Source organism: Collimonas fungivorans (genome assembly GCF_028292705.1).
In the GTDB taxonomy this organism is placed as follows: domain Bacteria; phylum Pseudomonadota; class Gammaproteobacteria; order Burkholderiales; family Burkholderiaceae_D; genus Collimonas; species Collimonas fungivorans_B.
The window spans coordinates 16,709-36,972 of record NZ_JAQGLV010000218.1; the positions used below are offsets into that span (position 1 = coordinate 16,709).

Below are 20,264 nucleotides of genomic sequence, written 5' to 3' on the forward strand. Positions count from 1 at the left end.
TTCCCTACCCCTAGAATGCGTAACGCGTGTTGAGCGTCACGCCGTTGCTGACATAACCGCCCGGCCCGCTTTTCACGGTCTGAGTGCTGCGGATGCCGGAGAGCTGGACACGCCAGCGCTGCGTCGGGTTGTACACCACGCTCAGCGCGGTATCGCGCAATACGTCGTTCTGGTTGATATTGCCCAGGGTGCCGGTCCCGGCCGATGGGCCGAAATCCCGTTTCTGGTATTTGACCTGGGCCACCAGCCGTACTTTTTCCGAGTACTGCCAGGCCGAGGCGAGGCTGGCGCCACGGTTCAGGGAATAGACAGTGGACAGATCATCCACTGCGCCGATCTCGCGCCAGCCGGACACGGTGACGCCTATTTTCCCGGTCGGCGACCAGTCCGCGGAGAGACGGGAATTGACGCCGCTGAAATTCCTGACCGAGGCCGCATCCTGGTTCCTGCTGACCCAGCCGCCCAGGAAGTGCAGCTGCGTCTTGCCAGTGAGCAGCCAGTCGATCTTGGCTTTGACTTCATCCTGGTTATAGCCGTTGAACACCTGCAAGCCGTTGTTCAGTTCGGGATTCGGGAAATCGGCATGCGTATGGCGCAGCTGCAGGCCGATGGTGCTGCCGCTGGCGGCGAGATAATCCAGTCCCAGTTCGGTCTGGTTGCGCGTGTTGTCGAGCGGTTGCTGCGACTCCAGGTCGTACTTCAGTTTTGTGTAAGTCAGCCCGCCGCGCACGCGCCAGCTCGGATGGAACAGCCAGGAACCGTCAGCGTAGGCGCTTTCCTCTGTCCGTATATTGCGTTCCAGCAGATGGAAGTCGATGAAAGGCGTCAGTCCCTGCGAATAACTGGCGCCGATATTTCCTTCGAAATGATCACTCGCATGCCAGTTCCAGTTCGCGGCCAGGTTCTTGTCGTAATGATCAAGTTCGCCGAAGCGGTCGTAGTCGACTTTGGTCACATTCATGTTCGCTGTCAGGTGCTGCCGGCTGAGCGTCTTGTCGACGGCCAGGCCGAACAAGTAGCGTTGCGTGGTATCGGACAGGTCGCTGCCTATTCCCAGCGCTTGCGCTGCCGCGGAATTCTGCAGCCTCAGCAGGTTGCTGTCGTAGCCGACGCTGTAGCCGGCATAGGGAGTAATCGCGTCCGCCGGCGGCTGCACGATGTCGGCGGGCGGCATGATGTCGGTCGGCACCAGGTCGCTGGCGCCGGCTTGTGTGGCGACACAAGAACATATCGGCAGCAGGATAACGATCTTCCATGGCGTTCGGTAAAACTGGGCGCTGGGTTTTGAACGTCTATTCATTACACACCTCTCTAACGCAGCAACTGCGTCAACAATGCATCGATCCAAACCGGATATTTGTATTTTTTTTGCCGGGGAAATGACACAGCGGAAATTCCCGCTTATGGATCGATTCGCCTTTTGGAGAACCAGCCAGCGATCAAATATTGAATCTTTCGAAAAAACCGGGTCTTGCGCCCTCATCGCGGACGGATTCCCGTCCCGGCGATCAGTTAAAAAAAAGCTAAAACTGCGCAGCAGGCAACAATGCCTGCCTGTATTCAAGCTGTCACAGACAGCTGCGGCATCGAATGAAATATGAGCGGGTGGAAAGAAAAACAGGAAACGCCAGGCGTCGGCGCAATGCCCGGCATGCGGACACCGGTTTGCAAGGAGCGGGTTTTATCCTGTGCATCTGTGGCAAAGGACGCTCCAAAGTGATCAGGATTCTCACAGAGAGATTGAGCGGTTTTCAGCATGATATTCCCCTTAACAAGATGCTCATCGAGCCCACTGCGGCCCATACTGCAATCTGAATAAAGTTGAAACTGTTGGTCGGTTTCTGACAATCTGAGAACGCCAGAATTCGGTCGGCATTTCTGGAAAAATCGCACTGCGAACGCATGTTGCAGGACAACATAATGACACCGACATGAGAAACTTAGTTCGAAATTGAAACGATTTGTTACATGTTTCCACTCGTCAGTTCTCACGTTGACAACTACTTCGTTGACTGTTTGAAAATACAGATAAACACTAAATTTCCAATTCAACAAATTTCTTTACACATCCCTTGCAAGCCAATAAACATAAGGCTTTCACAAGACAAGACATTAATCTCCGCAAATTTATCAGCGCTCTGATTGGAGTGCCTTGGAAAAATTTCCAGACGCCTATCCGCATGCCTTGAGGATTTTTGACAGTCATCCATCGACGCTAGTTTCATTCAAAATCATTTCATTGTGCGTGGCAGCAAATTTATCGTAAAAATCCTCTTTACATAAATGGTTTCTGCGGATTAAATCAGATCACTTCGAGAAATTTTATAAATCGTATGTCCATTAAAACGAATTTCTTTTTCCGAAAAATCGCGAAAGGAAAATTAAAATGTGGAACAACTACATGGATCTCGCGGTAATGCATTGGCTATCCCAATTCACCGCAATGTCGGCTCCCTTCAACCAGATCGTTCACTACATTTCCGGATCGAACCTGTTCAAGGGCCTGCCCATCATCGGCATACTCTGGTATTTCTGGTTCAGGGATGCCGATCCCAAATCAGACAGCAGGCGCATCATCGTCGCCACCTTGATCGGCTGCGTGGTTGCAGTACTGATCGCCAGGACCGCCAACAATCTCGGCCCATACCAGCCGCGTCCTTTCGCCAACACGGCGCTTGCCTACCATGAGCACATCGGCTTGTCGGTGCCTGAGAGCCAGGCCTTGTATATATGGAGCTCTTTTCCCAGCGACCACGCTGCCTTGTTCTTCAGCCTGGCCACGGGAATTTTCCTGATTTCAAGATCCGCCGGTTCCCTGCTCTATCTGTATGTGCTGGTCTTCATCGCATTGCCCAGGGTGTACCTTGGCTTGCACTATCCCACCGACATTGCGGCAGGAGCAATCCTGGGAATAGCCTGTGTCGTTCTGTCGACGCGCAGCGGCGTGAGCAAGCTGTACGACGCGCGCAGCGCAGCGCTGCTGGAGCGATATCCCGCGGCCTATCAGACAGCGCTGTTCATCGTCAGCACTGAAATAGGCATGATGTTCGGGGATGTGCGACTGCTTCTGGAAGGGATAGTGAAATACTTTCCCAAGTAGGACTGCAGATGCCGCCGGCGGCCGGCATCCACACATGGATCATACGGCAGCCCGTTGCTGCGGCCGTCTATTCAGCCAGACAGGTGCTTGACCGTCGCCTGCGCTATTTCCCGCGCACGCCGGTCCATTTCCAATACACCCTCGATGCTGCTTGCGTCGGCGGCCGGCATGCCCTGCAGCGTCGCGCCTATCACCCGTTCGATTTCGGTAAACCGGATGCGCCCTGCCAGGAATGCCGCCACCGCCACCTCGTTGGCGGCATTCAGCATGGCGCTGGCGCCGCCGCCGTTGCGGATCACATCGAACGCCAGGCGCAGGCAGGGAAAGCGCGCCATGTCTGGCATCTCAAAAGTCAGTGTAGCGATTGTCGCCAGGTCCAGCGGCGCCACGCCGGAGACAATGCGTTCGGGATAAGCCAGGGCATGCGCGATCGGCGTGCGCATGTCGGGATTTCCCAGCTGCGCCAGCACCGACTGGTCGCTGTAGACGACCATTGAATGGATGATGCTTTGCGGATGGATCAGGACGTCGATGCGCTGCGCAGGCATATCGAACAGCCAGTGGGCCTCGATCACTTCCAGGCCCTTGTTGATCATGGTCGCCGAATCCACGGAGATCTTTCTCCCCATGACCCAGTTGGGATGGGCGCAAGCCTGGTCCGGCGTGACATCCGCAAGCGTCGCCAGCGGCCGCGTGCGGAACGGACCGCCCGAGGCCGTCAGGATCAGCCGTTCGACGCCAAGACCGCTGCCGGAGGAATGCGGCAGGCACTGGAAGATCGCATTGTGCTCACTGTCGACCGGCAGCAGCACGGCGCCCGATTCGCGCACCGCACGCATGAACAAGGCGCCGGACATGACCAGGGCTTCCTTGTTCGCCAATAATATCTTCTTGCCGGCTCGGGCCGCGCTCAATGTCGGTAGCAAGCCGGCAGCGCCAACAATCGCCGCCACCACCGTATCGCAGCCACCGGAACCCGCGGCTTGGCATAGCGCGTCGGCGCCGTGCGCCACTTCGGTACGCAGTTGCGCCGCACGCAGCCGCGCCTGCAGCTGCATGGCATCCTCGGCTCCGCCCACAATCGCCAGGGCTGGATGAAACGCCTGGCATTGCTGGAACAGCTTATCGATGTTGCGGTTGGCAGTCAGTGCGTGCACCGAAAAACGCTGCGGATGGCGCGCCACCACATCCAGCGTGCTAGCGCCTATCGACCCGGTCGATCCGAGAATAAGCAGGCGTTGCAACGTAGACATGCTGCCTCCGCGTAGTTGTCACGGCATCAGTCGACGAACGCACGCTCGACCACAAAATGCCCGGCTTCCCTCAATGTCCCCTCATTGAACCCGCGCTGCACCAGCATGGCGCGCAGATCCGTCAGCATCGCCATGCTGCCGCAGATCATCACGCGGTCGCAGGCCGGATCGAGTTCGGGCAAGCCGCTGTCGGCAAACAGTTTGCGGTTTTCTATCAGCTCGATGATCCTGCCCTGCACCGGAAACGGTTCACGGGTGACGGTCGGATAATAAATCAGCTTCTGGCGCACCGTGTCGCCCAGGAATTCATTGCCAGGCAAATCCTGGGTCAGGAAACGGGTATAGACCAGGTCCGCTTTTTTCCTGGCGCAGTGGACAAGCACCACCTTGTCGAACAGTTCATATGCATCGGGATCCTTGACGATGCTCAGGAACGGCGCCAGCCCGGTCCCCGTGCCGAACAGGTACAAGCGCTTGCCCGGCAGCAGGTTGCGCAGCAGCAGGCTGCCGGTGGGCTTGCTGCCGACCAGCAGCGTATCGCCGGTCCGCACCTTTTGCAGGCGCGACGTCAACGCGCCGTCCTGCACCTTGATGCTCAGGAACTCGAGTTTCTCTTCATAGTTGGCGCTGGCAAAACTGTAAGCACGCATCAGCGGCACGCCGTCCGGATTCGGCAAGCCGATCATGGTGAACTGGCCGTTTTCGAAACGCAGCGACAACGGCCGCGTGGTCTCGAATGAAAACAGGCGTTCGGTCCAATGATGCACATTGATGATTTTTTCTTGAGAGAAGGCGCTCGATTTCATCTTTACATTCCGTTGATTTCGGCCAGCCGCACCAATGGCGGAAGCGAACCCTGCGGTTTCGCGTCCGCCGCGCCATGTTTCATCGCCTGCGCCAGCCGCTGCGCCGCCAGCTGGTCGCCGCCATATTTTGCCGCCACATAATCGTTCACCAGCTGCTTGAAATCGTCGGCGATGGTATCGCCTTTCAGCGTCAGCGCCCTTGCGCCGTCAATGAATACCGGCGCCGACGGATGCTCGCCGGAGCCTGGCAGCGAGATGCCGATGTCGGCCAGCTTGCTTTCGCCCGGCCCGTTGACCACGCAACCCATGACCGCCACATGCATCTGCTCGGCGCCGGGAAAGGTGTTTTTCCAGAGCGGCGCCTGGGCCCGCAGGTAAGCCTCGATCTGGCTCGCCAGTTCCTGGAAAAAAGTGCTCGTGGTCCGCCCGCAGCCGGGGCAAGCCACTACCGTCGGCGTGAATGTGCGCAAGCCCATGGATTGCAATATCTGCTGCGCCACCACGACTTCCCTGCTGCGGTCGCCATTCGGCTCCGGCGTCAGCGAAATCCGGATCGTGTCGCCTATGCCCTGCTGCAGCAGCACACCCAGCGCCACCGACGAAGCCACGATACCCTTCGAACCCATGCCGGCCTCGGTCAACCCCAGGTGCAAGGGGTAGTCGCAGCGCCGGCCCAGTTCGCGGTACACCGCAAGCAGGTCCGGCACATTGCTGACCTTGGCCGACAGCACTATCCGGTTGGCCGGCATGCCGACCATCACCGCCCGCGCCGCATTCTCCAACGCCGAAACAACCAGGGCTTCCCGCATCACCGCCGCGGCGTCGCGTGGCTGCGGCAGCCGGGCGTTGTCATTCATCATGCGCGCCATCAGCGCCGGATCCAGGCTGCCCCAGTTGACGCCGATGCGCACCGGCTTGTCGTAGCGGCAAGCCGTCTCTATCATGCTGCAAAACTGTTCGTCACGTTTGCTGCCCTTGCCGACATTGCCCGGATTGATGCGGTATTTGGCCAAGGCCTGGGCGCAATCCGGATAGGCCGATAGCAGGCGATGGCCGTTGAAATGAAAATCGCCGACCAGCGGCACCGCCACATCCTGACGGTCGAGCTGTTCGCGGATGCGCGCCACCTGGGCCGCGGCCTCGTCGTTATTCACCGTGATGCGCACCAGCTCGGCGCCGGCGCGCGCCAGCTCGGCTATCTGGCGCACGGTGGCGGCGGCATCGGCGGTATCGGTGTTGGTCATCGCCTGCACCGCAACCGGCGCATCGCCGCCGATGCGCACATGGCCGACATGCACTTGCCTGCTAGCGCGGCGCGGCGCGATTTCGTTCATCTGTGCTCCCTGAATTTTCCACATCCATCAACCCGGGCGGCAGCCGGAACATCACCTTCTCTTCCAATCCCGGCAGCACCGACAACTCGACCACGGCCAGCTTGCGCAGCGCCGCCACCACATCCTGCACCATGCTTTCCGGCGTCGATGCGCCGGCGGTGACGCCGACAGCGGCGGCATTGCGCACCCAGTCCGCCTGCAGCTCGCCGCCGTTCGCGATCAGGTAGCCAGGAATCCCGTTGTCCTTGGCGATTTCGCACAGGCGCCTGGCGTTCGAACTGTTTTCCGAACCGACCACCAATAGCACGTCGACCTGCTTGCTCAGTTCCCGCGCAGCGTTCTGGCGGTTCTGGGTGGCATAACAGATGTCGCCGGCATTCGGTCCGAGCAGGTCGTGGAAACGGCGCTTCAAGGCGTCGATGATGGCGCGCGTATCGTCGACGCTCAAGGTGGTCTGCGTGACGTAAGCCAGCGGCGTATCGGCCGGAAAATCGAGCTTGCCGACCTCGGCGACACTCTCCACCAGCAGCACTTCTCCCGGGATCTGGTCCATGGTGCCGACCACCTCCGGATGGCCGGCATGGCCGATCAGGATCAGCCTGCGCCCGGCTGCGGCATACTGCTTGCCCTGCTTGTGCACCTTACTCACCAGAGGACAGGTCGCATCGAACACTTCCAGCCGCCGCTCGCGAGCTTGCGCTTCAACCGTCTTGCCGACGCCATGGGCGCTGAAGATGGTGACGGCGCCCGGCGGCACATCCGATAGCTCTTCTACAAACCTGGCGCCCTGTTTTTTCAGGCTGTCGACGACGTGCTTGTTGTGCACAATCTCGTGCCGCACGTACACCGGCGAACCGTGCTTGTGCAGCGCGCGTTCGACAATGTCGATCGCACGGACGACACCGGCGCAAAACCCTCGGGGTTGGGCAAGGATGACTCGCATGTACGTGAACTCCTTCGCTGGCCAGGTCCTGAAAAACAAAATCCTGCTCAAGCAAGCTTAGCCAGAGTTCAGCGGGATTCAACCTATCACTAATGACAGGTTGCCGTACGGCAATTGTTTACCTAACCTCAATCCCACTAGCTCTCGCCTTCAATTTTTTCCGGTGCTGCTTCTTCGACATGGAAGCAACGGCAATCCCGGCAGAGGCGGCGACGATTGCTTCGTCACGCGGAAACCCAAACACAGCAAGCACTCTGGTCCGGGAGGATCACATGGGACAAACATTCTCTGCAGCGATTCCGGTTTCGTTCGAGCCAGCTATCAAAACGACGCTGGCGATTGAAGACACCGATTTCAGCAACTGGATGACATCGATACGGATACGCACCGAGGACGCGCTTGATTTCAACCTGGCCGCGCCCGGCGTCGTTCCCGACCGCTTGCACCAGGCGATGCGCTACGCGGCGCTGGGCGGCGGCAAACGCATCAGGCCGCTGCTGTGCCATGCCGCCGGCGCCGTGGTCGGCGCGGCGCCGGAAGCGCTGGACGCCGCCGCCGTTGCGCTCGAAATGATCCACGTGTATTCGCTGGTGCACGACGACATGCCGGCGATGGACAACGACGTGCTCCGGCGCGGCAAGCCGACAGTCCATGTCCGTTATGACGAAGCCACCGCCATGCTGGTGGGCGACGCCTTGCAGTCGCAGGCTTTCGCTACGTTGAGCGATGCTCCCTTGCCAGCGCAGCAACGCATCGCACTGGTGCGCGAACTGGCGCAGGCGGCCGGATCGCTGGGCATGGCAGGCGGCCAGGAAATCGACCTGATGAGCGTGGGAGCCAGGCTGAGCCGCGCCGAACTGGAGCAGATGCATCGCATGAAGACCGGCGCCATGTTCCTGGCTGCGGTGCGCATGGGAGCGCTGTGCAGCGTCAGCCCGGGCCACGACGGCGACCGCCTGCTGCACAAGGCGCTGGACGGTTACGCGCGGGCCGTCGGACTCGCTTTCCAGGTGGTCGACGACATCCTCGACGTCACCTCGGACGCCGCCACGCTGGGCAAGACTACGGGCAAGGACCAACAGGCTGGCAAGCCGACCTACGTGTCGCTGCTGGGCCTGCCCGCCGCGCGCGCGCTGGCGCAGCAGCTGCACGACAACGGCCGCGCTGCGCTGGAGCCGCTCGGCAGCCGCGCCGGACTTCTCAACAAATTGGCAGACCTGGTGATCGAGCGCGTTTATTGACCCGTGCCGGACAGGGCGCAAGACGCGACTTGCCTCGGCAGCCGGCAAACATCCAAAAGGAAACAGCAATGAATATCCAAGCCCAGCAACAAACCGCCCCGGAGCTCCGCACATCTTATCGAGTCATCGAGGGTCCCAATATCGACACATATCAGGACAAGGTAGTGCATGCCTACGGCGACAGTCCTGACGACTGGCGCAAGGCGATAGGCGATTGCCTGTGGTTCCAGTTCGGCGTCTATGACGACCCGCGGTCGCCGCAACCGATCAGCCTGGATGAATCCGGCATCCGCTACTTCGAACGGCAGCTTAAATTGGCGGGTTTCGACGAACCGGATCATCCTCCTGTCAAACGCATCCTTGATATCGGCTGCGGCTGGGGCTCGGTCCTGATGTACCTGGCCGAGCGTTTTCCCGAATGCCGGCGCCTGGATGGCGTCAATGTCAGCCGCCGCCAGCTGGACCACTGCGCGCAGGTTCATGCCGAGCGCGGCTTGTCGGACCGGATCCACCTGTACCAATGCAATGCGCAAGATATAGATCTTTTACCCGATACCGATCAGCTCTACGACCTGGTGATCATGCGCGGGGTTATCTCACACTTTCCCAACGACCTGTACGAAAACGTCATGGACAAGCTGTGGCAACGGGTGCAGCCAGGCGGCAGCGTCATCATTTCCGACAACCTCTACAATATCGATCTTGAAAAATATGCGTCCGACACGCCCGACACTGTCGACAGACTCGCGTGCAAGCACCGCAAGACCCCGGAATATTTTTCCAGTGTGCTGGAGCAAAGCGGCTTCATCATCCAAGACATGCGCGCGTTGCCCAGCAATGCAGACGCAACACGCTGGCTGCTGGATATCCGGACCAACATAGAGATGCATTTCCCGGCAGGCGTCACCGGTGCGCTGGAAGAATTGCGCGTGATGTGCGAGAGCCTGGCGGTAGCGATAGTAAAAAACAAATTTTCGATTTACAGCGCCATCCTGAAACGGCACTGACGTGTGGCATCCGGCCATACGCCGCTTATGCGTCAATACCCTTCTCCAATAACACGGCAATCCGTCACCAAGGAACCAGTCATGTCCCAAGCACCCAACTTCGTCCAGACTTTAAGCGGCCGGCCACAGCTAGGCGAAAAAATATACCATCCGGACTTCCACCTGACATTGAAGCCTCTGTGGCACCCGGATCATGACGCTGCGGAAGCACAGGTTGCGCTCACCGACAGTCCTTACATCCTGGCTTATTACGGCAGCCAAAAGGCGGTCGACCACTATTTGTCGATGAGCATGCCGTCCTATGGTGGTCTCGCTTATCCGCATACTAAAAAAGACCGCATCTATAATCTGGAACGGATGATGAGCATCACCACGCTGATAGACGACACCACCACCAATCCCGACGTACTCGCCGACCAGCAGCGGCAATCCGAATTGCGCCAGCATTACTTTGATGCGATAGCCGGTATCCGGCCGCCCGCAACCGTTCCTATTGCCCAGCTGCTGTATGAAGGGCTGCTGCCTATCAAGGAGCAGCTGTCGTCGAAACCGCGCGTGTGGAAGCGCCTGGAAGAATCGCTGCACACCATGATCATCAGACAGACCGATTCACTGGCCCTGCAGATGGACACATTGACTTTCGATCGTTACCTGGAGTTGCGCCGCGTCGACAATTACGGCGAGTGGGCCGCCATGATGACGGAATATGCCATCGACGTAGACATGACAGATGCACTTGCTGCCGACGAGTCGCTGGCAACCGTCAGAACTGCGGCTATCGATTCGATCACACTGGTCAACGATCCCTATTCGTTTCGCAAGGAAATACACATTGCCGACTCGGTAAATTCCGTGTGGCTGCTGATGCGCATAGAAGGACTCACGCTCCAGCAATCGCTCGACAAGCTGGCGGTCATCGTTCTGGAAAACGAGCGCAAGCTGATTGCCGCTCGCGACAGGGTGCTTGCCGGGCCATTCGGAAAACAAAACGACGTGCGCGAATACCTCACCGAGCTGGAGCACCTGGCGTCGGGAAATGCCGAATTCCACGCCATCAGCACACGCTATTTCGGCAAGGACTTTAAAGGAAAACGATTTATCTCTGGCGAAGTGACCATCAAGCCGTTGCCGTCTACCGATGAAGTCGCTGCTGCCGATATTGCAGAGAAACAGGCCAGCAGCGCGACATCGTAAAAAGGCCATCCAGTCTCCGTATTGATTCATCCGGGCCTTGAGCAAGGCGCCAACGCCCTATCCACGGAAGGAGTGCAGCATGTTCGAGCTGCTCAGCACCATCGACACGCCGGCCGACCTGCGTGCCTTGCACACGGCGCAGCTGGCGCCGCTCGCGGACGAACTGCGCGCTTTCATTGTGCATAGCGTTGCCAGCACCGGCGGCCATTTATCGTCGAACCTGGGCTCGGTCGAACTCACCGTCGCCTTGCATTATGTGTTCGACACCCCGCACGACCGCATCGTCTGGGATGTCGGCCATCAATGTTACGGACACAAGGTTCTGACCGGACGCCGTGGTTCGATGCCTACCCTGCGCCAGCTCGGCGGCATCTCCGGCTTTCCGCGCCGCGACGAGTCGGAATTCGACACCTTCGGCACGGCGCATTCCAGCACCTCTATTTCCGCCGCACTGGGGATGGCCCACGGTGCGCGCTGCAACGGTGAAAAAAGGCATGCGATTGCCGTTATCGGCGACGGCGCATTGACCGCCGGCCTCGCTTTCGAGGCAATGAACAATGTCGGCGCATGCCGGGAACTGCCAATGCTGGTCATACTCAACGATAACGACATGTCGATTTCGCCGCCGGTGGGCGCTTTGAGCAATTATTTCGGGAAGCTGATTTCCGGCCAGTTCTATTCCTACGCAAAAAAAACGGCGAAGCTGGCCTTGTCGGTTGCGCCGCCGATGCGCGAATTGGCTCATCAGCTTGAAAAGCATGCAAAGGGCCTGGTCACTCCGGCAACCCTGTTCGAGGACTTCGGCTTCAACTACACCGGCCCCATCGACGGCCACGATCTGGAGGCCCTGATTCCGGTGCTGCAGAACCTGAAAACAATGCAAGGACCGCAATTCCTGCATATCGTCACCCAGAAGGGCCACGGCTATGCGTTCGCCGAGACCGATCCCCTGCTCTACCACGGCCCGGGAAAATTCAATCCGGTCGATGGCATCGCGCCAGCCAAGGAAGGCAAGAAAACCTATACCCAGGTGTTTGGCGAATGGCTGTGCGACGAGGCCGAACAAGACCAGCGCGTGGTGGCGATCACGCCTGCCATGCGCGAAGGCTCGGGCCTGGTTGAATTCGAACGCCGTTTTCCAGCACGTTATTTCGATGTCGGCATCGCCGAGCAGCACGCGGTGACCTTTGCCGCCGGCCTGGCTACCGAGGGCTTGAAACCGGTAGTCGCGATCTACTCGACTTTCCTGCAGCGCGCCTACGACCAGCTGATCCACGACGTCGCCCTGCAAAAGCTGCCGGTAGTGTTTGCCATCGACCGCGCCGGCGTGGTCGGCGCCGACGGCGCTACCCACATGGGCGCCTATGACCTGGCTTACATGCGCTGCCTGCCCAACATGATCGTGATGGCGCCAGCGGATGAAGACGAGTGCCGCCAGATGCTGCACACGGCGCTGCAGCAGGACGGCCCGGCGGCGGTGCGTTATCCGCGCGGCGCCGGCCCCGGCATTTCTCCGCTCAAGAGATTGACTACGCTGGAACTGGGCAAAGGGGAGATCCGCCGTTCCACTTCGCTGCCGGCCGGCCGCCGCCTCGCGATCCTCGCCTTCGGCACCATGCTCGCTCCCGCTCTGGCTGCTGCCGAGCCATTCGACGCGACGGTCGCCAACATGCGTTTCGTCAAGCCCCTGGACGACGAGCTCGTCAAGAAACTGGCGCAGACCCACGACATGCTGGTGACCATAGAGGAAGGCTGCATCATGGGTGGCGCCGGTTCCGCCTGCCTGGAAAGCCTGGCTCGAGCCGGTATTGCACTGCCGGTGCTGCAACTGGGATTCGCCGACAAATTCATCGACCATGGCGACTCTGCAAAATTATTGAGCGCTTGCGGCCTGGACCAGGCCGGAATCAGTGCATCGGTACAGCGTTTCCTTGCCGAGCACAGTGTCCGTCAAGGCGCGCCCAGCGCTGCCTTGCCGCAGAAAATTTCCGCCGTCGCCTGAGGGCGTGCGATCCCCCATTGGAAAATCACGATGCATCTTGCCGCCACGCATAGCAATGTCGAAACAAGCGCAATCAGAGCCTTGCTTGCTCCAGGCGAGACCGTATCGATAAAAAAAATCGGCTATGCACAGGCCTTGAGCCTGGTGCGCCTGCAGGACATTCACAACCGACGAGCGAACGAAAACTGGATCATGTCTGGTTTCCCGCAATTGCGCGGCATGCTGGTGGAGGCCGTGGAAGCGCTCGACCATCATGGCTGGAAATGGTGGAGCAGCCAGCCCTGCGATTTTCCCCAGATGCAGGTGGAACTGGTCGATATCCTGCATTTCCTCCTGTCCCATGTCATCAGCGAGTGCGACGGCGACCTGGAAGCGGCCGCCGCTGCGCTGGTCGAATATTCGAATCCGGGATTAAGCAGCTGCATTTTCGATGGACGCGAGTATGTCGTCAGCAGCTGCGACATCCCGCAGCTATTGGAACTGATCGCCGCTTTCGCCATTTGCAGGCGGACCAACCTGCCCTTGCTGGAGGCGACATTCAACGCCTGCGGCCTCAATTGGGATAGCGCCGTCAACCTGTATACCTCCAAGCATGTGCTGGCCATCTTTCGCCAGAACCACGGATACAAGGAAGGTTTCTACACAAAAATATGGGCCGGCAGGGAAGATAATATTCATCTGGTCGAACTCGCCTCTTTCCTGGATTCCGCAGCGTCGGATTTTCAGCTGCGGCTCTACCAGAAACTGGAAGAGCGCTACGCCTCTCCCTCGTTTTCTGCAGACGGAGCAGAACCATGAACATCCCGGAAAACATTTCCCTTGCCGCCGCAAATACAGCTGGAAATGCTGAAATGCCAGCATATTCTCCGATGCAGGCATCAGGGGAACAGGTAAGGGCCAGGCTCTTGAGTGAACTTGAATCGATAAGTATTCCGGATTTCGAATTCCCCTGGCCCTGTGCTTGCTCTCCCGACGCTGAAAGCGTCGAAAAGGAAACCAATGCATGGGCAGCCGCGCACAAACTGTTGCCCGACGAACGCTACCGGGCCCGTGTCGCAAGGACAAAATACGGCTGGCTCGCTGCCCGCTGCTACCCCAGGGCCGGACGGGCATTGCTGCAGACGATTGCGGATTATTTCACCTGGTACTTTCTGGCTGACGATCTGTTCGTCGATCGCGTGGAGCTGGTTACGCCGGACACTGTACCGAATTTGACGGCGATGATCGACGTGCTTGATTTCAATTGCCTTGGCCCCGATCCACTATATGGCGAAAGCGCATGGCTGGACGTCTGCCGGCGCCTGCGGCGGCAGCTGTCCGCCGAACATTTTCAGCGATTCGCCAACGGCATGCGGATGTGGGCCAGCACCGCAGGCTTGCAGATTCTCAATCATACACACTCCACACCGCTCAGTCTCCGGCAATACCAGACGGTACGACGCCATACCAGCGGCATGAACCCATGCCTTGACCTGGTCGACGTCGCCAATGACGGGCCGCTTTCCGCCGCCGAATATAACCTCCCGGCAATACAGCAATTGCGCCGGCACACCAATAATGTTGTCTGCTGGAGCAACGACATACAAAGCCTGGCAGTCGAACTGCGGCAGCCCGGACAGCACTGGAACATGGTCGGGATTTATGCGGCGCAAGGGCATTCCCTGCAGGAGAGCGTCGATTACACGGTGATGAAAGTGCGCACAGAGATCAATGGATTCGCCGATCTGGCCGGCGCCATGGAAATTCATGCGGGCCCGGCGTTGAGGGGCGCTATCGCCGGCATGAAGAACTGGATGCGCGGCTACCAGGACTGGGTCGAATCCGATACCAAACGTTATTCCGAGGAATTCGCCGGGCAGGACGCGGATGACCGTGGCATGCTGGCGCCTCGAAATTAGCCGCAGCGGACGAGCAACACTTTTCATGACGCCATATACGATGAAACTGCCGCCTTTATATTGTCCGTTTCCCGCCGAAATCCACCTCGATATGGATCAGGTAACCCAGCCTGCCGTGGCATGGATGGAAAAATTCGCATTGTGCGCCAGCTCCGCGGAACGCGTGCAGCTGGCCAACTGCGGTTTCAACCGCGTCGCCGCCAACCTGTTTCCGCATGCGCCGCGCGACAGGCTTCAATGGACCGCCGACTTCCTGCTCTGGCTTATCGCCTTCGACGACGAATATTGCGATGAAGGCCCGCTGAGCAGGCAACCCGGCCAGCTGGCCGGAGTGGCGGCATGCATCTTGCGTAATATAGAAACGCCGGAGCAGGCTTTCGACGACAGCGATCGCTATGCAGCTAGCCTGCGCGACCTGCGCCTCCGGCTCGACGCCTTTGCCACTCCGGCGCAGGTAAGGCGATGGGTGGAAGAGATCCGCAACTGGTTCCTGCATGCGGTGTGGAAGGCCGGCAACGTGGTGCGCGGCATTACGCCTTCCCTGAATGATTTCATGGCGTTGCGCATCTACGACGGCGGCAGCATGGTGATGCCGACGCTGTTTCCCGTCGCGGACGGCTATGAACTTTCCGCTTCCCTGATCGAAGATCGGCGTCTCCGCGCACTGACTGAAATGAGTTCCCTGGTCGCCATTTGGGATAACGACATTTTCTCCTACGCCAAAGAACAGGTCCGCGCTCCGGACCGCCATAACGCGCTTGACGTCATCCGCAATGCGCACGATTGCACGGTGGACCAGGCCGTCATGCGTGCCGTCGCCGTCCGTGACCGCATTGTGTGCCTGTTTCTGCGTGTGCAAAAAACGGTCACGTTGGACGCCACGCCAGAACTGAAGCGCTATCTTGCCAGTCTCGGACTGCAGATCCGGAGCTCCGCCGCATGGTGCCAGGACTCGGAGCGATATACCCATCCTTCCGGCCCGGCCGCCCTGCCGCTTTTTTACCCAGGCGGCTGGGCCGATGCCCCCGCCGATGACAGCAGCACGCCGTTGCCCATACCGGCAATCGCATGGTGGTGGCAGTATGATCCGGCCCGGACCGCGAGCGCACCCGAAATCATTCCGCGCCAGGATTTACAGCGAAACCTCATCGAGACCTGATCAAATTCATAGATAGGAAAATTCGAGACAACCTCGAGGCAACTTCGACAGGAGCATTTCATGGAAACGCCCGATCACACCAACGATGCCGATCTCTCCGCGTTCGCCTATCCGGATGGCTGGTTCGTGATAGCCACCGCTGATGAACTCAAGCCTGGCGGCATCATCACAAAGCCGTTCATGGGCAAGGACGTCGTGCTGTACCGCACCAAGTCAGGCCTGCCGCGTGCTGTCGCACCCTATTGCCCGCATCTTGGCGCCCACCTAGGCGATGGCAAGGTCGAGGGCGAAGACATTGTCTGTCCCTACCATAAATTCGCGTTTGCCACGGATGGCCGCTGCGTCCGTACCGGATGCGGCGACAAGCCGCCGCAGGCCCAGCTGGAGAGCCGCCACGTGCGGGACTGGAACGGCTTGATTGCCGTCTGGCAGGGAGCCGACGGACGCGTTCCTGAGTGGGAACTGCCGGAATTCGACTGGACCGGTTATTCCGCGCCGATCAAGGGTGTCCGCACTCATCACGGCAGTCTTCAGAATGCCACCGAAAATGCTTTTGATCCGACGCACCAGCAAACTCTCCATGGCTGGGAGAGCAACGATGTGTCGCAACTGCCGCAAACCGATGGCCACCACATTCACCTGGTCACTCGCCTGACTGCGAAAGGACTGCCGGTGACCCTTGATTTCAAGCTATACGGCCTGGGCTTGATGTGTGTGGAAATGAGCCTGGAACGGGCAGACGTGCGGGCCAAGTTCCTCGTCGTTCCAGCCCAGGTCGGCCCTCTGAAATGGACGTACCGGGAAACCATGAGGCTGCGCATCTCCTGGCTTTCCAGGTGGCCGGCATTTGCACAGAAAATGGTATACGGACTTCTCTCCCCTGCCCTTTTCTATCTTTGGTACCTGCCGCAGCTGCAGCAGGACATGGATATCTGGGAAAAGCGGAGCTACGCTCGCTACCCGAAACCATCCGCCACCGAAGGCCCGCTGGTTGCATACCGGCGCTGGGCGGCGCAGTTCTATCCGACTGTTGAAAAAGACCGTCCAGATAGCGCCACGTCCGGAAAAATTGTGTCCCATGACCGGCCTGGCGCGCCGAACGATCCCGACAATATAAGAACTGCCATGGCTGCCTATTCGGCAGGAAATGGCGCCAGCATTCCGGAGCCGCAGTTCGAAAAATCAGGTTGACTTGCGCCACTTCTTCCACGAATAGATCGTCAATTTCGACAGGAGTATTTCATGGAACCACCAGATCATACCAACGACACAGATCTCTCCGCGTTCGCCTATCCGGATGGCTGGTTCGTGATAGCCACCGCCGATGAACTCAAGCCTGGCGGCGTCATCACAAAACCGTTCATGGGCAAGGATGTCGTGCTATACCGCACCAAGTCAGGCCTGCCGCGCGCAGTCGACCCCTATTGCCCGCACCTTGGCGCCCACCTCGGCGACGGCAAGGTCGAGGATGAAGATATTGTCTGTCCTTATCATAAGTTCGCGTTTTCTCCAGATGGCCGCTGCGTTCGCACCGGATGCGGCGACAAGCCGCCGCAGGCCCAGCTGGAGAGCCGCCACGTGCGGGATTGGAACGGATTGATTGCTGTCTGGCAAGGAGCCGACGGACGTGTTCCTGAGTGGGAGCTGCCGGAATTCGACTGGGCCGGTTATTCCGCGCCGATCAGGAGCGTGCGCTTCCTTCCCGGCAGCGTTCAGAATCCGACCGAAAACGGCTTTGATCCCAATCATCAGAAACCTCTGCATGGCTGGGGCAACTCGGTAGCGCAGCTGCAGCCTTGCGACGGCAGCCACCGTCTTGATGTGATCGCTCGCCTGACCTTGAAAGGGCTTCCGATCATCATAGATGTAAAACTGCATGGACTGGGCTTAATGGCAGTGGAAGTAAGCCTGGAACGAGCCGGCCTGCAGGCTAAATTCCTCGTCACGCCAGCCCAGATTGCGCCCTTGAAATGGACGTATCGGGAAACCATGAGACTGCGCATCTCCTGGCTTGCCAGGTGGCCTGCGTTTGCGCGGAAAACAATATATGCGCTTCTTGCCCCGGCTGTTTACCATCTTTGGTATGTTCCGCAACTAAAACAGGACATCAGGATCTGGGAAAGACGGAGCTTCATTCGCTACCCCAGAGCAATTGCCGTCGATGCCCCGCTGATTGCGTATCGGCGCTGGGCTACACAGTTCTATCCGGCATGTAAAACCGGAGTCGCCCATAACGGCAAGCAGCCGTCGGAGAATCGCGAGGCCGTCCACCGGTTTGCAGATGACGGCGAGCGCGCCCATGCCGAGCATCCGGTGCATTTCGTGCTGCCATCCCGCACGGCAGCCAAGGTGCCGGTGCCGGACTAGAGAAAACCGCATGCCACGTAGTATCGATGGACCAATTTTTTACATTTTCACAACCATCGATATTCCAGCTTGATAAAGTTGCGTTGCGCAAGTATATTGGTTGCACTACGCAACTTTATCGAGGATGCCATGAGCTACTTCAGCTTCCCTGCCAAACCCCGGGAACAGACCATCTTGGAGCTGCGCGAGTTTTCGCGGAAACTGGTGCGTGAGCTGGGTTTCATGCGGCCGTCCCTGGCCGAGAGCGATCTTGCGCCCTCGGCCGTGCACGCCATCATCGAAATCGGCCTGGTGCCCGGCATCCAGGCGCGCAACCTGGCTAGCGTGCTGCGGCTGGACAAGTCGAATACCAGCAGGCAGGTGGCAAAACTTGAAACACTGGGATTGATAAGGCGTGAGAACGCGGACGACGACGGCCGCTCTTTGATGCTCTATCTGACCGGCGAGGGCCAGAAACTGCGCAAGAAAATCGACCGTTTTGCCAGCGACCAGGTAGCCGGCGCATTGCGGCAGCTGACTCGCGCCGACCAGCAGACCCTGGTGCGCTCTCTTGCGCTTTACACCGATGCGCTGACGCAGAACAACGCCGGCAAGGCGCCGCCGTCGGGCGCATCGATAGACCAGCAGATCCTGCAAGGCTACCAGCCCGGATGCATAGGCGATATCGCAAGCCTGCATGGACGCTACTATGCACAGACATCCGGCTTCGGCGTCTTCTTCGAAAGGAGAGTGGCGACCGAACTGGCCGCATTTGCCGAGGAGCTGCCCTGCAATGGCAAGGCGCTCTGGCTCTACGTCGAAAACGGCAAGACGCTGGGCTCGATCGCGATAGACGGCGACACGACCACCGGCATCGCTCACCTGCGCTGGTTCATCGTCGATGATGCATTGCGCGGATCCGGCGTCGGCCGCCGCCTGCTCTCGCTTGCCATGGATTTTGTCGACGGCAGCTTCGACGAGACATACCTGTGGACCTTCAAAGGCCTCGACGCGGCGCGCCACCTGTACGAGTCGTCAGGCTTCAAGCTGACCGACGAAGCTGAAGGATCGCAGTGGGGAACCATGGTTATCGAACAAAAGTTTAGCCGCCGCTCCGCAAAAAAACGACGCTGATATGCATGGCGGGCCGAGGCAGCAGCATCTTCAGAATGCCCATACCGGCTGGCGCTTGCCCAGGAAGGCCTCGATCCCCTCGCTTGCATCCTGCTCCATCATGTTGCGTGCCATGACCTCGCTGGCGTAATCGTAGGCCTCGTCCAAGGCCAGCTGCCGCTGGCGGTAGAACATCGATTTACCGTAGCGCACCGCCGCCGGGCTTTTTGCCACGATTTCCCCCACCTTGCGGGCTATCACGGCGTCCAGTTCTTCTTCGGCTACGGCTTCATTGATCAGCCCCCAGTCAGTCGCCGTGGCAGCGTCGATGAAACGTCCGGTGACCAGCATGTCGAATGCGCGCTTTGGTGAAATATTGCGCGACAGGGCAACCGCCGGCGTCGAACAGAACAAGCCGACATTGATGCCGGAGACGGCAAACCGCGCAGTCTCCGAGGCGATCGCCAGGTCGCAGCTGGCGACCAGCTGGCAGCCGGCGGCAGTGGCGACGCCATGCACCCGCGCAATCACCGGCACCGGCAAGGCCTGGATGCTTTGCATCAGCCGGCTGCAGCGAAGAAACAGCTGCCGGTAATAGTCCAGTTGAGGATGGCTGCGCATTTCCCGCAAATCGTGCCCGGCGCAGAAGGCCTTGCCGGCGCCGGCCAGGACGACGCAGCGGATGGCGGGATCGGCGGCGATGGCATCGATCTCGTGTTGCAAGGCATCGAGCAGCGCTTCGGACAAGGCATTGAATTGCAGCGGCCGCTGCATCCGCAGCGTCGCCACACCGTTGCTGTCTTCCCTCTGCAGCATGGTTTCTGTCAAAAGATTAGCTTCCATCGATATGCTCCCGAGCCGGCTGGTT

General features: G+C 59.2%; 18 protein-coding genes. 11 read left to right on the plus strand and 7 right to left on the minus strand.

Features of this window, described 5'->3' with window-relative positions:
- Positions 1-10 precede the first annotated feature (10 nt).
- On the minus strand, positions 11-1,300 hold the full coding sequence (gene epsL / locus JWQ61_RS12350) for an XrtB/PEP-CTERM-associated polysaccharide biosynthesis outer membrane protein EpsL (RefSeq protein ID WP_304360787.1): 1,290 nt from the start codon (positions 1,298-1,300) through the stop codon (positions 11-13).
- A gap of 260 nt (positions 1,301-1,560) precedes the next feature.
- The gene (locus JWQ61_RS12355; RefSeq protein ID WP_304360788.1) at positions 1,561-1,758 is read right to left on the minus strand and encodes a hypothetical protein; all 198 of its coding nucleotides are present in this window, start codon (positions 1,756-1,758) and stop codon (positions 1,561-1,563) included.
- A gap of 628 nt (positions 1,759-2,386) precedes the next feature.
- Here JWQ61_RS12355 and JWQ61_RS12360 point away from each other — a divergent pair.
- A complete protein-coding gene (locus JWQ61_RS12360; RefSeq protein ID WP_304360789.1) occupies positions 2,387-3,100 on the plus strand; it encodes a phosphatase PAP2 family protein in 714 nt (237 codons plus the stop codon).
- 71 nt (positions 3,101-3,171) lie between these two features.
- On the opposite strand, the gene ispC is transcribed toward JWQ61_RS12360, so the two are convergent.
- Genes ispC through ispH form a run of 4 tightly spaced genes read right to left on the minus strand, consistent with a single transcriptional unit; the run spans position 3,172 to position 7,436 of the window.
- Complete coding sequence (gene ispC, locus JWQ61_RS12365) at positions 3,172-4,353, minus strand: 1-deoxy-D-xylulose-5-phosphate reductoisomerase (RefSeq protein WP_304360790.1); 1,182 nt, start codon at positions 4,351-4,353, stop codon at positions 3,172-3,174.
- A 26-nt stretch (positions 4,354-4,379) separates the two neighbouring features.
- The gene (locus JWQ61_RS12370; RefSeq protein WP_304360791.1) at positions 4,380-5,159 is read right to left on the minus strand and encodes a ferredoxin--NADP reductase; all 780 of its coding nucleotides are present in this window, start codon (positions 5,157-5,159) and stop codon (positions 4,380-4,382) included.
- 2 nt (positions 5,160-5,161) lie between these two features.
- A complete protein-coding gene (gene ispG, locus JWQ61_RS12375) occupies positions 5,162-6,493 on the minus strand; it encodes a flavodoxin-dependent (E)-4-hydroxy-3-methylbut-2-enyl-diphosphate synthase (RefSeq protein ID WP_304360792.1) in 1,332 nt (443 codons plus the stop codon).
- Positions 6,465-7,436, minus strand: coding sequence for a 4-hydroxy-3-methylbut-2-enyl diphosphate reductase (gene ispH, locus JWQ61_RS12380; protein WP_304360793.1), 972 nt, complete (start codon positions 7,434-7,436; stop codon positions 6,465-6,467). Before ispH ends, ispG begins: the two co-directional genes overlap by 29 nt.
- A 365-nt stretch (positions 7,437-7,801) precedes the next feature.
- Here ispH and JWQ61_RS12385 point away from each other — a divergent pair, with 365 nt between their 5' ends.
- The 10 genes from JWQ61_RS12385 to JWQ61_RS12430 all read left to right on the plus strand — a co-directional run bounded on the left by JWQ61_RS12385 (position 7,802) and on the right by JWQ61_RS12430 (position 19,417).
- Positions 7,802-8,677 carry a polyprenyl synthetase family protein gene (locus tag JWQ61_RS12385; RefSeq protein ID WP_304360813.1) on the plus strand — a complete coding sequence of 292 codons (876 nt, stop codon included), beginning with the start codon at positions 7,802-7,804 and terminating at the stop codon, positions 8,675-8,677.
- Positions 8,678-8,745: 68 nt separating this feature from the next.
- Positions 8,746-9,684 carry a cyclopropane-fatty-acyl-phospholipid synthase family protein gene (locus tag JWQ61_RS12390; RefSeq protein ID WP_304360794.1) on the plus strand — a complete coding sequence of 313 codons (939 nt, stop codon included), beginning with the start codon at positions 8,746-8,748 and terminating at the stop codon, positions 9,682-9,684.
- Positions 9,685-9,765: 81 nt separating this feature from the next.
- Positions 9,766-10,878 carry a terpene synthase family protein gene (locus JWQ61_RS12395; RefSeq protein ID WP_304360795.1) on the plus strand — a complete coding sequence of 371 codons (1,113 nt, stop codon included), beginning with the start codon at positions 9,766-9,768 and terminating at the stop codon, positions 10,876-10,878.
- A 79-nt stretch (positions 10,879-10,957) separates the two neighbouring features.
- Positions 10,958-12,880 carry a 1-deoxy-D-xylulose-5-phosphate synthase gene (dxs, locus tag JWQ61_RS12400; RefSeq protein ID WP_304360796.1) on the plus strand — a complete coding sequence of 641 codons (1,923 nt, stop codon included), beginning with the start codon at positions 10,958-10,960 and terminating at the stop codon, positions 12,878-12,880.
- Between the two features lie 30 nt (positions 12,881-12,910).
- Positions 12,911-13,678, plus strand: coding sequence for a dUTP diphosphatase (locus JWQ61_RS12405; protein WP_304360797.1), 768 nt, complete (start codon positions 12,911-12,913; stop codon positions 13,676-13,678).
- Complete coding sequence (locus JWQ61_RS12410; protein ID WP_304360798.1) at positions 13,675-14,778, plus strand: hypothetical protein; 1,104 nt, start codon at positions 13,675-13,677, stop codon at positions 14,776-14,778. The genes JWQ61_RS12405 and JWQ61_RS12410 overlap by 4 nt, the downstream gene beginning before the upstream one ends.
- A gap of 25 nt (positions 14,779-14,803) precedes the next feature.
- A complete protein-coding gene (locus JWQ61_RS12415; RefSeq protein ID WP_304360799.1) occupies positions 14,804-15,937 on the plus strand; it encodes a hypothetical protein in 1,134 nt (377 codons plus the stop codon).
- Positions 15,938-15,997: 60 nt separating this feature from the next.
- On the plus strand, positions 15,998-17,128 hold the full coding sequence (locus JWQ61_RS12420) for a Rieske 2Fe-2S domain-containing protein (protein ID WP_304360800.1): 1,131 nt from the start codon (positions 15,998-16,000) through the stop codon (positions 17,126-17,128).
- 51 nt (positions 17,129-17,179) lie between these two features.
- Entirely contained in the window at positions 17,180-18,304 is a 1,125-nt protein-coding gene (locus JWQ61_RS12425; protein WP_304360801.1) for a Rieske 2Fe-2S domain-containing protein, read from the plus strand.
- Positions 18,305-18,433: 129 nt separating this feature from the next.
- Positions 18,434-19,417, plus strand: a complete 984-nt coding sequence (locus JWQ61_RS12430; protein ID WP_304360802.1) for a helix-turn-helix domain-containing GNAT family N-acetyltransferase — start codon at positions 18,434-18,436, stop codon at positions 19,415-19,417.
- A gap of 30 nt (positions 19,418-19,447) precedes the next feature.
- Here the strand turns inward: JWQ61_RS12430 and JWQ61_RS12435 are convergent, their stop codons facing one another.
- Entirely contained in the window at positions 19,448-20,239 is a 792-nt protein-coding gene (locus tag JWQ61_RS12435) for an enoyl-CoA hydratase (protein WP_304360803.1), read from the minus strand.
- Between the last annotated feature and the right edge of the window lie 25 nt (positions 20,240-20,264).